The organism is Paenibacillus sp. FSL K6-1318, assembly GCF_037976905.1.
Taxonomy (GTDB): Bacteria; Bacillota; Bacilli; order Paenibacillales; family Paenibacillaceae; genus Paenibacillus; species Paenibacillus amylolyticus_A.
In genome coordinates this window covers 1,689,439-1,703,027 of the sequence record NZ_CP150270.1, presented here as the reverse complement: position 1 = coordinate 1,703,027, position 13,589 = coordinate 1,689,439, and the positions used below count along the sequence as shown (strand labels likewise).

Sequence of the window (13,589 nt, the reverse complement as noted above, 5' to 3'; positions counted from 1 at the left end):
CCTCTATTTTTATGTAAAGTACTACAACTCTTCCATCACTTGCTCAAAATTGTATCTCTTGGTCCTTATACACTTTTCTCGTTATCATTTTTGTATATTTTAATCTAGTGATTTCAATCAGATCATTTGGCTGCATCATATTCAGAGTAGGACTATCTTTGATTAAAACTTTGCTATTACCTCGTCCCAATCCTTTAACTATAATGATATTTTTATTCTTCTTCACATCTACAATTTGTCCGATCGTTATGAACTGCTCTTTTTTCTTGAGATCAAGATAAGTTACAAGGCCCAGTATACAAAATATAAGAAAACTAAAAATTGATAATGCAGTTGTCCATGCAGGAGGATGATATGCCAAGTATCTAGTAGCTAATTGAATTCCTATTATAAAAATAAATAAAACGATGAGTAGCAATTGCTTTTTTAATTTCCCTTTAACTTTTTCGTTCATAGTTTCTCCTTATAGGTTATGTGGTAGGTATTGATCAAATGTTCCTTGTATTCAAGCCCCTACCGACTGCTAGTATTCAGGACGAACGGAACGTAATAATGCGATAGACTATGATCAATTCGAGCAAACTTACCAAATATCTTCTCCCTTTAAGATTTCTTTCGTAGGTTGATCTACAGCTAACCAAGTAGAAATATCCTCTTCTATTTTTCTCTTCCACGCTATCAAAAAATGTACTTGGCATATCTCACGGCAATCCATCTCTGTCATAGATACTTCAATACCTTGATCAGAATGTAAGACAAAACTATACTTCTCAAAATCAGAGTTTAAAGCAAGAGATTTAGGAATCATATCACCTTGGTTTCGTTTTCGCACTATCAGTGGTTTTTCTTGAGTTCCTATGTGTAGACGGTATTGTTCATTCTCATATTCTACAGCTTCAAGATTTTCTCCAGTGTCAGCTCCGTAATCTTCCCAGCTATATCCCTCTTTCCACGAAGCAGAAAAGCTACACGTGCTTATCTGATTATACGCATTGGGTTTGATTCTAAATACGGCTCCCCAGCACTCGTCTACTTCCTGAGGTAAAGAAAGATTATGGTCCAGATTACAGAGCAATAACTCGCAATCAAACGAGTCGTAGTAATACTGGTATAGTGTGCCGCCATGTTTGAGCTGAGCACAGTGAGTAGGAAGATAACATTCGCTGGAGACAGCAAGAGAAAGTTCAATTGTTCCTAGAGTCGTATATATTGAAGGTTTTATAAGATCAGTACCTTGAATTAAGGCTTCTTTTCCACGAAAAAGCTTCATAATGTCCCTCCTTACTCATCTACATAAGAGTTACTTTCTATTCTTGATAATTATAAAAATATTTATTATATAAGTTTGGCTCCATTTCTTTTATTCTAATTCCATTCTCTCCTGTGTCCTCTATTCCTCTTATGTAGAAAAGACACTTTAAATTTTTATCAAAGACAATACAAGAAAAGTCCCAGTCTTGATACCTGTATTGATCTATTAAATCTTTCTTGGATTTGATATATGGTATAAAACTCATCTTATTTGAGTTATCTATTATTTGTATCACATTATCTAACTTTAATACTTTATTTTTAGATAAGTAGGTATCGAGATCTTCTTCATGGTAAATGTCTAAAAATAAAATAGAATTATCTTCTATTAGTAATCCATCTAGGAACCTCGGTGATATTACAATTTAGAATCTTAAAGTATGGAGGCATTTTGATAATTTGTAATGGTTTCATCAGTTCTCCCCAAAAAAGTTTTATCGAGAATTTCATAAAGTGTTCTTATATCTACTAACCCTCACTACCTTAAAGAGTGCAGCGACTTGTCGCAATTCAATAAGGTAGTTCAGGGTTACCTGCTACCTCCACTTCTTCGAAACCCTCGGTATACAAAGAAGTGGAGGCAACATAGCGTAGATATGTTGTTATTTAGATGTCAATTATCTTCCACAAAACACTTATAGATTGTATTTCGTTTTCATTCTTTCATATAACTTATATTCCGTATCTCGATTTACAATCTCTCCAATTAACTCTTTCCATTTATTTTCAATCCACTTAGGACTTTGTTCTTTCAGAATATCCTCGTTAAATTGACTATCGATATACTCCAAATCTTGTTTAAGCACTCCTATATCCTTAATCAGTTGATTTCTCGATTCTTTTTCTAGCGATATCTTATTCGATAAAATTTCGCCTATGATTTCTACTCTTATATGCGTATACATATCTCTAAACACATTATAGATTAAATAAGTTGATGATAATTGATCTTCCCTGAAGTCGGAATTCAGAAAGACGAATGATTCTTCACCGACTTTCAAAGATACCGCCACATTTCCTAAGGCATGTATGACTGTTTCCTTGGAAGAGCCGTCCTCTAAGCTTTTTATCACATTATCTAAATTGTAGATGGATTCTTTTATACCAATTTCAGTTCCATGATTCATTTTTATGGTGTAATTAACTTCTTGATTGTCTTTGTACGCTTTGAATTGATAGTTGAAGTACATGCTTATTATCAATCCAACCATTAGTATGATTATTGTTAAATTTTTTTTCATTGGATTACCTCCTACTAGTGCCTGAACTACGTATATGATAACCCATATTGTTACAATTGCGAAGGTGAATTGGCGAATAAGGGAAAATTATTAGTTTTCTCAAACCCTTATCCAATCGATCCAATAGGTTTTAAATACGCTTAATATACGCAGGGTTGTAAAGGATGTGAGTATGCAGTTGGAACCTTTTGTTATAGTGATAAACCCAAAAAGGCCCTCTTCATCCCATAGGGAATCTGACGACCTTCCGATGTTTTAAGAACATATCAACTTTTTAAATAGTAGAGCGTACCGTCTTTCGCTGCAAACGGGCTAGCGCCAGCAACTACCTGCTCAAGCCAACAAAGCCTGCGCGATCTGATCCACAATGCCATTGATGCCTGTTGGTCCATAACAACCGATCCATGTCGCAGCATCTACGGAGTGTATCTGCTGTCGCTCATCCGTATCAAGCATCCCCCAGACACGTTGCTCTGTCGCGGATATCCCATCCTGCATAAGCTCATTACTGAGCAAAAAGTAATGGCTGGCTTGTACAGCTGGTAGTCTATCAACCGAGATATGATAGGCCGTGTCGGCGGTATCGGATACAAATAACGGGACAGGCAGACCCAGATCACGGTATAACACAGCACCTGTACGATGAGCGGCAGAGTGAACCCGAATGAGAGAATCGAGCGGACGGATCAGGGCTACACTTTTACCTGCCAGTACCGGAGCCAGTTCTTCCGACAGTAATGTGGTTCGTCGGTGATAATCCGCAAGTATTCGTTTTGCCTCTGCTCGCTTACCAGTTAATTCACCGAACAGGCCAAGAATGGTCTGCCAGCTCTCATTACGCTTAAACATAAGAACTGGAGCCACCCGGCTGAGCCGTTCATAGTACTGATCATGCACCTCGGTGCAAATAATCAGATCCGGGGACAGTCGTTCGACAGCAAGCAGATCAGGGTACTCATACGTTCCGAGTATCTCGGTACCCTGAAGTCCTGCCCTGATATATTGCGGGAAATGGAACGTTCCACTTCCCAATCCGACACTTCCTGCTGGAGACAATCCAAGCGCAAGCAAATGATCCGCATATTGAACATCGAGTACAGCGATACGCAGTGGAGAACGGGTGACAGGATATTCACCTCGCATATGGCATATCACTGGGACTTGGTCCGACTCGTACGAAGAAGCCATGCGATTCCGCAGCAAGGATTGAGCATAATTTGCATCTGTTTCCTTAGCTGCATCAAGCCGATAACGCAGAGGAGGGACGCCATAATATTTCTTAAATGCCCTACTGAAATAATACATGTCGCGGTAGCCCATCTTGTCAGCAATTTCCCCAATGGACGCATCCGTATGATGTAGCATCCGCGATGCATTTTCCATCCGTAGCTGGATGACGTACTCCATCGGTCCAAGCTGCTTCTCTTGTTTGAATCGTCGCTGTAACTGCCTTACGCTGCATCCAGCGAGGGCTGCAAGCTCCTTAAGCTCCAGATTCTGGCGATAATGCGATGATATATATGACACGACTACATCCACCATGTCGGACTCTGCTCCGCCTTGACCACGTTCATACTCCATGATCAGTTCATAGATCATCCCCTGGAGCAACGCATTTGCATGAAATCGTTCCAATCCTTCGCCACGACGCCATTTGGCAACGATTTTTTCCGCATTCTGAATCCATTCGGCCTGAGTCACAGGGTTCTGAATAAACGAATTTTGCAGCGGATGTTTGCGATACGAGGGCAACGCATGGGAGGCTCCTTCCATGGAAGAAGCCTCATACATAATTACGATATAATAAAGTTCGTCTGATCTGGCCGTCAGCGTAAAGGATGTTCCCTTCACCACATGACAGGCAAAAGAAGCTCCAATGTGGCTACCCTCTCCATCCATTGCAAGCTCCCCTTCCCCTCCGTATGCCAGCAGTAGCACATTTGAAGTTAAATCCGTTTCGTGTAAAACGCTGCCTGTCTGCAAAGTACCGCTATACCCGTCAAGCATCTTGATCGTTGTATCACTCCATAGACTTGTCTGTTCTTGCAGCGGCATTTCTCTCATCTCCTGACAATAGCAATGGTAAAATTGTTGCTGTTGTCATTTTAGTTGAGATTCTTTCTCATTGTCAATTTTCGGACATTTGAGACAATATTCGCCGGACATCTGGTAATAGAAACAGCAGGTAATTCGCTCGCTTTTGGCAACATGCACATTGTCCTTACAATCGGTGAAGCGGGTTAACGGATTCTTCCTCTCACCAAACACTTCCCCGGATGCCACCTGCGTCAGATATGAAAAGTCCTCTCGAATGATCTTACTTTCCTGCTCAGTCTCGGCTTCATCAGGAGCGAATAATCGGCCGATACGTACCATGATATTCTCCCAGAGAATACTCATCGAAAGAGGCGCAATCGCAGCAAGCGTCTTTAACAGAGGTGTAAGCTGTACCGCAAACATCTCCTCGAGCACCTTTGCCCGCCATACGCTCCTGTCTCCAGTCAGTTCTTCAGCCTGAAGCCCATTCACCGCTAGAAAAGGAAATCGTGTGCCGCCCTCATGATCTGAGAGCGCCGGATGATAGAGAAAGCTGTTCTCCAGCTGAAAGGTTACATGCTGATGATGAAACGTCATCGCGGTCACGAGCGGAGTCGTCCATAGATAGCCAAGCCGCTTGGCTAACATGGAGGCTGCGACTTTCATGTCAGGCGCATCGATATAGTTCTGAAACCAGTTGATATACTCTCGACACGCCTCTTCGTCATGCAGCTCACTCAAAGCAATGGTACGGACACTATGTTCAGGCGGCTCACCAAGCAAAATCGAATGATCCTCTACCGTCTCTTTCCATAAGTCTGTCGAGAGATATGGGTTCATATTAGTTCGATCCGAGCAGGGCTTCCGATGCCTGATCTACAATCAGATTAATCGCAAGCGGTCCGTAGTATGCAATCCACAGTGTGGAGTTTACGTCATACGTGCGGTTATTCTTCACAGCATCAAGGGACTTCCACACTGGATTACTCACCATAGCCTCTGCCTCTGCCGCAAACAGCTCATCCGACAACACAAAATAACGATCTGCCCCGATCTCAGGCACTTTTTCCATCGAGATTTCTACTGAACCATCTTCATTAATCTCCTGTACCAGAGCAGGCATTTTCAGCCCCAAGTCATTGTACATAATACCGCCAATGCGATGCTCAATACCGTGAACACGAATTCCTTCTTTTCGTGGACGAATGATCGCCACCGTTTCATCGCCCAGCTTCTCTGACAATTTTGACTTCAGCCCGGCAATTTTGTCTTCATACGCTGTACGCACTTTCTCTGCCTCGTCCTGCTTGTCTGTAATCTTAGCTACTGTAGCTAAAGTCTCCCGCCAATCTTCGTAGAAATCGAGTACGAGTGTAGGTGCAATTTTACTTACACTCTCATACTGCTTCTCCTGGAAGTCGGTCATAATGATCAGATCCGGGTCCAGTGCTACAATCGCTTCCAGGTTCGGCTCGTCTCGTGTACCCAGAACTTCTACGCCATTCGGCTGGTCTCCTAAATATTCTGGAAAATCGGTATTCCCTCCTGCAATAACACTTCCTGCCGGCTTCTCGCCAATCGCTAACATCTGATCCAGAAACTTAACATCAAGCACTGCAATTTTCTGTGGTTTTTCGTTTAGAGTGATGTCACCCTTCATACCCTTGATCGTTACGGGAAAAGCTCCGTCCGTCTGCGTTTCCGCATTCGCAGGTGTCTCCGCTGGCGTTGCTGCAGATTGCTTACCGCTATCTGTACCTGTTGCAGCACCGCAAGCTGTCAATACAAGAATAAGGGCCAACATCAAGCCCATGAATAATCGTGATTTGTGAGCAGCATAGGCTTTGCTACCAGCCGCTTGCCCCTTTGTTCCTTGTTTCATTTGTGAATCCCCCTTATGTATAATACTGATAATGATTTTCATTATCGAAACATAAAGAGAGTATATACGATCTTCACATTGCGTTACCATGTACTTTTGCGACATTTGAGCCGGACTAATGCGACATGGCAAGCCTTTTATCCGCCCTTTAATTTCTCAGCGATATACGCTTGCAGTCGGTAAATATCTGAAAGAAGCTCTTCTTCCTCCGGCGTATTCCCATACTCCCCTAGCCAGCGCGGTGTGCGGATATGCCACTCGTTAGACATGTATTGCTGTTCATCCCGGTACGCTATAATGTGCTCCAAGAAATATTCCAAAGAGCCGAAGGATTGTTTATGACTATCGTTGATGATGGATTTTGTTTTTTCAATGATTGCCTGTAACATGTGTTGAATATGATCTTCTGGATTCATAGAATTCTCCCCCTTGTCCAACAAAGTTCTAAAAACAAAAAGAGGAAGGCCCTTCTCTATTCCATAGAGAATCAGACTCCCTTCCAATCTTCTTTTCAAAACATAAAACATGTATTAACACATCTGATATAGAACTCATCCATTCGAAGCTACTCTGGATATTCCCTTGATGCCTCGATCAATTTATCTTCTTCATCAAAAACGTTCAGTACTCTCTCAATGTCATGCACTTCATAGCTTCTAACAACAATGAGTTGCTGCATATGAAGACCTGGTGGGTCTATGTCTGGTCGTGACAAGTTATTTAGCAAACGTTCTGGTGTATATAAGATGCTCCATCGTCTGGAACCATCTGTGAAATCCATTGTGATCTCTATCCAATTCCATTCTTCCGGATGATCCGATCTCACCTCATCATCAAAATGCCAGCCTACCAGCCTTGGCCTTGAATTCATTTCTTTTACGATGTTTTTACCTCTCTTCTGCTTAATTTCTTAAATGCCGTGTATTCCTGATCGGACTTCATATAACTTAATATCTTTTCCGCACATGCAGCGGAGCTAAGCTCTTCCGTATTCACTTCCAGATCATACTCATCATAGGAGTAGATATAGTCGAACTGGGAATGGGCCAGTCCAATCTCGCGATCTCCCCTGCTCTGCTCTCTTCTGGTGAGTTCTTCTTTTGAGCAATGCACGCCTACAAACAATATCGGATAATCCGAAAGCAAATCATAAAAATCGTTAAACCACTTGTCATTGCTGATCACCGTATCCACGATGACATTCAAACCCATTTCCGAAAACAGTTTAATGGTTGCACAGTACAACGAATTGATGGGGGCGAACAGGATATCTGTCATCACATGGTGTTCCACTTCTCTTGTTGGCTTCATATCTGGGTATGTATTGTCGATAAACTGATCATAATTATGCAAAAATTGATCTACAGATAGATGATGAAACGGAATATCTCCCTGATTCTTCATTTCCATCGCAATGCTCGTCTTCCCCGAACTTGACGTACCGTTCAAAAATATAATGAGTCCTCGTTCCACATTCATCACCCTTATCTATAAAATTGGAAAATGCTTCAACTCGGCCGAATTACCACTCTCTCCATTCTTCCGTAATATCTTCATCCTCCTGAATGTTTAATCCAGCCAGCCTAGCTGCCTTGTCTATAAAATCGGCCAATTCTTCACGTTCCATCGTTTCTATGAAATAATCATTAGCCTCATTCATTTCATTAAACCTAACCACAACTTCTTCTACGGCTTTCATAATATGCTCAGGATGTTTCGTTTCTTGTAATGCTGTTAATTGGTGCAAATATGTATCTAGGGCTTGATCAGACATGAGTAATCTCTCTTCTGTGAAAAGCTCATCTCCGCCTTCAATCATTCTTTCATTCCATAGTTTTGTTGGTTTTTCATGAAATAAGTTTTGTAATGTCATTGGAGTCATTCTCCTTCAAGTTTTAATTATATCTATATTTTACCTGTACCCATCCATACGTACAAGCGTTCCCACCTTTTTAAGGGTTCTACTAAATTTTCGATTGTGAATTCAATAGTGACATTCTACTAGGTTTACACAATTAATTTACAATAATTTCCAGATATGTGTATAGTAGAAATGAAACGAAATATTTTTAATGTCCAAAATCTAACGTAGAGGATGAGATCATGTCTTTTTTCAAAGGGAAGGTTATACTAGTCTCTGTATTATTCGTATCGGCTATCTCCGCTGGTGTAATCGCTTACGTAAATGGTCAATCGAAATCGGACGTGCCCATTCATAAAGTCGTCAACCTTTCAGCCAACTCTTTAACATTTCATGAAATAGATAAGCTGGATGCGTTCGCCGAACTGATCGTTATTGGTTATGCAACAGAAGATTTCAGAGATCGAGAGCATGTTATTACTGCATTTGATGATGGAACCCTGCAATCCTTTCGCACCAATACGAACATCAAGATTGAAAAGATATTAAAGAAACCCGAAGATTTCCCTTCAAATCAGAGCAAATTAACGATTATCGAACCCGTTAGTCTGGAAGGAGACGTTAAATATACAGCTGATGACTATGTAGAACTGCAGAAGGGTGATAAAAGTGTGCTTTTCTTGATGAAAAACTCCTTTGGTGATTATGGATTAATCAACTATAACCTAGGCAAATTCAGCCTTGAAGGGATAACCGAATATAGTTTACCTCAATCCTCCACTGCACAAGCGTTATCAGAATACGAAACTTTCCGTGACTCCGTTATGGAGAAATACCATTTGAATTAAGGTTTCATCAAACAACGGTGACCTTTGCGGACATAGCTGCCCTCTTCAATCTATTGCACTTCTTTATCAAGGCTTACGTCAAATGATGAAGTTATCGATTTTTGTCTAAAATCATTGGGTATCACTTTAATCTCCACGTTTAGATGTATAGATTCAGGCAGATTCATTTGAGTTATATTCTCATAACCAATGAAGTAATAATGCTTTTCGTCCAGTTCTATCAAACCCCCACCTGTTGAGCCAGAAGTTGAAATCAAATGTCCGTCATGATAAATCTCACAGGCAATATTATATTCCTCCAAACTGAACCCTTTCACTTCATATCCAACCTTGATTTGATTTTCGGTGTAATCAGCATTTCGTAAACTAATCGCACCACCATCGACCATTTGGGTCTGAATTGCAATATTTGCCTCGGGCATCTCTGGTTTCTTTAATAGATAGCCTACTTTTAGGTACCATATAACTCCTAATACAACTACAGCAAGTACAATCATAACAATGATAAACTTCTTTTCTTTTTTATCCATAATCCTTACTCTTACATCTGAACACTCTTAAATTTTTTTCAAACCTGTATTTCAAATAATACATTTTCCCTGCGCGATCAACATCAGAAAACTTCTGTTTTAGATAAGTCCAACACTCTAGTTGCTAGTAAGGAAATTAATAACTACAATGGGATTTTAAATCAATTTAAATCTTGGATACACGGAGTAGGACAGTTAGGTTATTAACTAAAGATGGTAGGGATGTTATGTGAAAAGAAAACTAATTTTTTTACTTTTTTCAGTCATTATAATTCTAGTTGGGATTTATTGGTATGCTGACAGGGAACTAATTGCTCTCAAAACTGGTTCGACATTGCCATTACAATGGGATACTCCATATAATAACGATGAAGAACCAATTCAGCTTACAGAACAGAATCAAGATTTAAAGAATCCAAATATACATCTTACAGAGCTCTACTACCTACCAACTTCAAAAAAACTACAATTTGGGTTATGGTACAGTAAAAGAGACTATCAACCGGATCAATCAAAAAAAATTCCAGATCGAATTTTCCAAGTTACGATCCGAGATGAAAATGGTAATTTGTTTGAAGAAGATACCGTTGTTAAAACAGAAGGCCTTTTAGATGAGTTTCAACGTAGATCAATTTCTATAGATTTGGATAATCAAGACTCTATAGAAATAACCATTTCCTTAATTGAACAAGACGGAACGACTATAACTCCAATCGAATCAGCAAGCATTAACGTACCGTTAGATAAAATAAAACAATGATAAGCTTAACAACTTACAACACTCTTTGGTGTGGATAGCATGTTCTTATTGCAACTTTTTCAAAAAAATCATTTACAAGAAGCCGGGTGGTTAAATTCTCGGCTTCTTTGCTTTTCTCAAGCCAAACTAAGTACGGATCGCCTAATGCATGAATATTACAGTATAACTTGTATCTAACTTCTCGGAGCTACCCAGAACATTTTACCAATAATTTTATAATTATCAGGAATTGTGAATTAGATTTCAGGTTTTACCTCATTATCCTAGAAATACATTGTTAATTATCTCTCGATCATAATCTAGAATCCAATCGTTATATTCTTTATAGATATCCATTAGTTCTTCCCTTGATGCTGAAATAACATCGCAACCTCTATCATCATAGATGTGAAATATCGTTTTCTTACTTATATTAATAAAATACACCCTAGGATAAATCTTTGGCTTAATTCCAACATCATGATTACATATAGCTTTGATTAACTGAGTATATTTCAAGTCCTTAACTCTACAGCTAGTCCAGTACCTATACATGGTGTTTCTTGGGTCTTGGATGTCATCTGGTTCACAATCCAAACCTGGAAATATCTCAAGGCTCAAGGCTCTAATCGTCCCTTTCTTCTTGATATATTTTCTGTACAGGTTCAATTTTTTCACTTTGTGTTTAGGCATATCTGCAAAATAAGCTTGCGTTATTAATAGGACCTCATCTTCTTGATTATGAAGAGCCTTAAATAATTCAAGTGATCGATGATAAACTTGTTCCATGTAATGCTCCGTATTCATTCCAAACATCAGTGTATTGCCAAGTTCGAATCGTATTGCAACATCCCAATTATAAAAAAGAGGCGGTTCTAAGGTCAGGTTTGGAAAATGCTCTGCCAGATATGTCTTCAGATCCATTCTGTGGCCTCCGTGTCTTCTATGGTTTTACAGTACCTTAATATGAGAGCTTTGATGTTGTAAAAAAAGCGCCCCGACCTCATAGTCGTGGCGCTTTCTCTTGCTGCATGGCACCAATTAGCCATGCAGCTTATCTCAGGCCGCTGCATCTACATGGCAGCGGCTTCTTCTCCCAGCGGCAGCGTGTAATACTGCGCCTGCTGCCCTTCATGCTGCTGGTACACAACGACCAGCAGCGTCTGGCCTTTCGCGGCAAGCGGGCTGGCGCCAGCTAGCACACGCTCAAGCCGGAACGGAAGCACATCCAATACGGTGTGCTTCTGCAGTTCCTTTTCGCCGAGACCAAGGTCGGCGAAAGCACGGGCACCCATGACCGTCTGTGCGGTCATGGCCGAGGTCATCGGCAACGCACGCGAAGCGTTGCCGTCTTCCATGTCCGCCGCTCCATCCGCGGCGGACCCTGTTGCGTCGCCCGAAGTGAGCGACGCTGCACCCCCGGCTTCGCTGCCGATCACACCCGCCGCATCTGCGGCAGCGTCTTCCCCGGTAGCAGCCGAACTTGCCCCAGCGGCACTCGCACCCGTGCCGCTGCTTTCCAACCATGCCGTGCCTGCGGCGCCGGCAACGCGTGGCAGACGAACGTCTTCCGGACGTTCAGCCAACGTTTTCATATAACCCGCCCACTGGTCTTTCTGAAGCGGATCTTCCCACCAGATTTTGCGTGGTTTGTATTTGTGGCCGAGGAAGTAGTCCAGCTTCATCAGGCCCAGCACGATATCCATATGCGGCGTGTTCCGTGACTCCAAGAAGCTGTGCAGACGAGTGAACAGATCCTCCAGTTGGTGACCAATCTTCTGCCACCCCTGACCTTCCCAATAATCCCCGAACGCCTGGAAGAAATCAAACGGCGAGTTGAACTCCTGCTCCATCAGATACTTCAGCGTATGGTCCATCCGGTGTGCATTCCAGTATTTCTCCAAAACATCTTCCAGCCGCTTCAAGCGCACGATGTCGCTGAACGGCAACACATCACTACCCAGAATCTCATACGGTGCGTGATCCATATACGTGTAATTGTACTTTTCCGCATCCAGACGAAGACCCGTACCACGAAGCATCTTGAGGAATCCGAGCTGAAGCTCTTCTGGTCCCAATGCAAACACATCGTTAAATGTCTTGCGGAACGTATTGTAATCTTCCTCCGGCAGTCCGGCGATGAGATCCAGATGCTGGTCTATTTTGCCGCTAGCTTTCACCTTGTTCACGGTACGGCTCAGCTTGGTAAAGTTCTGGCGACGTTTCACCAGTTCATTTGTCGGATCGTTCGTAGACTGAACCCCGATCTCGAACCGGAATGTGCCCGGTGGCGCATTCTCTGCCAGATAATCGAGCACCTCGGGACGCATAATATCCGCTGTAATTTCAAACTGGAACACCGTCCCCTGATGATTCTCGATCAGGAATTTGAACATTTCGAGCGCATAATCCCGCTTGATGTTGAACGTCCGGTCCACAAACTTGATCAGCTTCGCACCCTTCTCAATTAGGTACAAAATGTCCGACTTCGTCCGTTCGATATCGTAATACCGCACGCCAACCTCAATACTGGACAGACAGAACTGACAACTGAACGGACAGCCCCGACTGGTCTCAAAATAAACAACCCGTTTCCCAAGCTCCGGGATATCCTCATCAAAACGGTGCGGTGACGGCAGATCGTTCAGATCCGCTTTCGGGCGTCCTGGCATGAGAATGACCTCTTCCCCTTTGCGATACGCCAGTCCATAGACAAAGTGGAACTTCTTGCTTCCTTCCAGCTCCGTCAAAAGCTGATGCAGCGTCTCTTCCCCTTCACCCATCACGATGAAATCCACATTGGGAATGCGGTTCATCCAATATTCCGTGTCGTAGGACACTTCTGGCCCGCCCAGCAGAATTTTCACGTTCGGCATAACCTTTTTCAGGTTATCAATGACCTTAATCGTCTCTTCGATGTTCCAGATGTAACACGAGAAACCAATCACATCCGCGCCGCGCTGATACAGATCAGACACAATATTCATCACTGGGTCCTTAATCGTATACTCCGCCAGGTCAATATCAAAATCCTTCTCACTGTACGCCTTTAGACACCGCAAGGCCAAGGAGGTATGGATGTACTTTGCATTTAATGTAGAAAGAATAACCTTCATGGTTCACAACCTTTGCCTGGACAC

The 13,589-nt window shown here is 42.0% G+C and carries 15 protein-coding genes; 2 read left to right on the top strand and 13 right to left on the bottom strand.

From position 1 onward, the window contains the following. Positions 1-43: 43 nt before the first annotated feature. The 10 genes from NYE45_RS07445 to NYE45_RS07400 form a co-directional block, all read right to left on the bottom strand. Positions 44-454 (bottom strand): hypothetical protein, encoded by a 411-nt coding sequence (locus NYE45_RS07445; protein WP_340016211.1) that lies wholly within the window; start codon positions 452-454, stop codon positions 44-46. A 129-nt stretch (positions 455-583) separates the two neighbouring features. Beyond that, positions 584-1,270: a hypothetical protein gene (locus tag NYE45_RS07440; protein ID WP_340016210.1), complete on the bottom strand. Its 687-nt coding sequence runs from the start codon at positions 1,268-1,270 to the stop codon at positions 584-586. A 676-nt stretch (positions 1,271-1,946) separates the two neighbouring features. Further along, positions 1,947-2,552, bottom strand: a complete 606-nt coding sequence (locus NYE45_RS07435) for an oxidoreductase (RefSeq protein WP_340016209.1) — start codon at positions 2,550-2,552, stop codon at positions 1,947-1,949. A gap of 333 nt (positions 2,553-2,885) precedes the next feature. Continuing rightward, the gene (locus NYE45_RS07430) at positions 2,886-4,607 is read right to left on the bottom strand and encodes a helix-turn-helix domain-containing protein (protein ID WP_340016208.1); all 1,722 of its coding nucleotides are present in this window, start codon (positions 4,605-4,607) and stop codon (positions 2,886-2,888) included. A 45-nt stretch (positions 4,608-4,652) separates the two neighbouring features. After that, a complete protein-coding gene (locus tag NYE45_RS07425; protein WP_340016207.1) occupies positions 4,653-5,429 on the bottom strand; it encodes an IucA/IucC family C-terminal-domain containing protein in 777 nt (258 codons plus the stop codon). Position 5,430: 1 nt separating this feature from the next. Beyond that, a complete protein-coding gene (locus NYE45_RS07420; RefSeq protein WP_340016206.1) occupies positions 5,431-6,471 on the bottom strand; it encodes an iron-siderophore ABC transporter substrate-binding protein in 1,041 nt (346 codons plus the stop codon). Positions 6,472-6,608: 137 nt separating this feature from the next. Beyond that, the gene (locus tag NYE45_RS07415; protein ID WP_340016205.1) at positions 6,609-6,887 is read right to left on the bottom strand and encodes a hypothetical protein; all 279 of its coding nucleotides are present in this window, start codon (positions 6,885-6,887) and stop codon (positions 6,609-6,611) included. Between the two features lie 149 nt (positions 6,888-7,036). Further along, positions 7,037-7,342 (bottom strand): hypothetical protein, encoded by a 306-nt coding sequence (locus NYE45_RS07410; protein WP_340016204.1) that lies wholly within the window; start codon positions 7,340-7,342, stop codon positions 7,037-7,039. Positions 7,343-7,347: 5 nt separating this feature from the next. Then, entirely contained in the window at positions 7,348-7,944 is a 597-nt protein-coding gene (locus NYE45_RS07405; RefSeq protein WP_340016203.1) for an AAA family ATPase, read from the bottom strand. Between the two features lie 49 nt (positions 7,945-7,993). Further along, positions 7,994-8,344, bottom strand: coding sequence for a hypothetical protein (locus NYE45_RS07400; protein WP_340016202.1), 351 nt, complete (start codon positions 8,342-8,344; stop codon positions 7,994-7,996). 230 nt (positions 8,345-8,574) lie between these two features. Here NYE45_RS07400 and NYE45_RS07395 point away from each other — a divergent pair, with 230 nt between their 5' ends. Then, on the top strand, positions 8,575-9,180 hold the full coding sequence (locus NYE45_RS07395) for a hypothetical protein (RefSeq protein WP_340016201.1): 606 nt from the start codon (positions 8,575-8,577) through the stop codon (positions 9,178-9,180). Positions 9,181-9,230: 50 nt separating this feature from the next. Here NYE45_RS07395 and NYE45_RS07390 read toward each other — a convergent pair whose 3' ends face one another. After that, on the bottom strand, positions 9,231-9,710 hold the full coding sequence (locus NYE45_RS07390) for a hypothetical protein (protein ID WP_340016200.1): 480 nt from the start codon (positions 9,708-9,710) through the stop codon (positions 9,231-9,233). Positions 9,711-9,939: 229 nt separating this feature from the next. Here NYE45_RS07390 and NYE45_RS07385 point away from each other — a divergent pair, with 229 nt between their 5' ends. Next, the gene (locus NYE45_RS07385) at positions 9,940-10,470 is read left to right on the top strand and encodes a hypothetical protein (RefSeq protein WP_340016199.1); all 531 of its coding nucleotides are present in this window, start codon (positions 9,940-9,942) and stop codon (positions 10,468-10,470) included. A 258-nt stretch (positions 10,471-10,728) separates the two neighbouring features. Here the strand turns inward: NYE45_RS07385 and NYE45_RS07380 are convergent, their stop codons facing one another. Beyond that, positions 10,729-11,373 (bottom strand): DUF3885 domain-containing protein, encoded by a 645-nt coding sequence (locus NYE45_RS07380; RefSeq protein WP_340016198.1) that lies wholly within the window; start codon positions 11,371-11,373, stop codon positions 10,729-10,731. Positions 11,374-11,522: 149 nt separating this feature from the next. Further along, positions 11,523-13,565 carry a B12-binding domain-containing radical SAM protein gene (locus NYE45_RS07375; RefSeq protein WP_340016197.1) on the bottom strand — a complete coding sequence of 681 codons (2,043 nt, stop codon included), beginning with the start codon at positions 13,563-13,565 and terminating at the stop codon, positions 11,523-11,525. Positions 13,566-13,589: the final 24 nt, after the last annotated feature.

What these genes read in the sequence shown, in the direction of transcription:
- NYE45_RS07445 (WP_340016211.1), bottom strand. Translation starts at nt 454, where the DNA reads ATGAACGAAAAAGTTAAAGGGAAATTAAAAAAGCAATTGCTACTCATC.
- NYE45_RS07440 (WP_340016210.1), bottom strand. Translation starts at nt 1,270, where the DNA reads ATGAAGCTTTTTCGTGGAAAAGAAGCCTTAATTCAAGGTACTGATCTT.
- NYE45_RS07435 (WP_340016209.1), bottom strand. Translation starts at nt 2,552, where the DNA reads ATGAAAAAAAATTTAACAATAATCATACTAATGGTTGGATTGATAATA.
- NYE45_RS07430 (WP_340016208.1), bottom strand. Translation starts at nt 4,607, where the DNA reads ATGCCGCTGCAAGAACAGACAAGTCTATGGAGTGATACAACGATCAAG.
- NYE45_RS07425 (WP_340016207.1), bottom strand. Translation starts at nt 5,429, where the DNA reads ATGAACCCATATCTCTCGACAGACTTATGGAAAGAGACGGTAGAGGAT.
- NYE45_RS07420 (WP_340016206.1), bottom strand. Translation starts at nt 6,471, where the DNA reads ATGAAACAAGGAACAAAGGGGCAAGCGGCTGGTAGCAAAGCCTATGCT.
- NYE45_RS07415 (WP_340016205.1), bottom strand. Translation starts at nt 6,887, where the DNA reads ATGAATCCAGAAGATCATATTCAACACATGTTACAGGCAATCATTGAA.
- NYE45_RS07410 (WP_340016204.1), bottom strand. Translation starts at nt 7,342, where the DNA reads ATGAATTCAAGGCCAAGGCTGGTAGGCTGGCATTTTGATGATGAGGTG.
- NYE45_RS07400 (WP_340016202.1), bottom strand. Translation starts at nt 8,344, where the DNA reads ATGACATTACAAAACTTATTTCATGAAAAACCAACAAAACTATGGAAT.
- NYE45_RS07395 (WP_340016201.1), top strand. Translation starts at nt 8,575, where the DNA reads ATGTCTTTTTTCAAAGGGAAGGTTATACTAGTCTCTGTATTATTCGTA.
- NYE45_RS07390 (WP_340016200.1), bottom strand. Translation starts at nt 9,710, where the DNA reads ATGGATAAAAAAGAAAAGAAGTTTATCATTGTTATGATTGTACTTGCT.
- NYE45_RS07380 (WP_340016198.1), bottom strand. Translation starts at nt 11,373, where the DNA reads ATGGATCTGAAGACATATCTGGCAGAGCATTTTCCAAACCTGACCTTA.
- NYE45_RS07375 (WP_340016197.1), bottom strand. Translation starts at nt 13,565, where the DNA reads ATGAAGGTTATTCTTTCTACATTAAATGCAAAGTACATCCATACCTCC.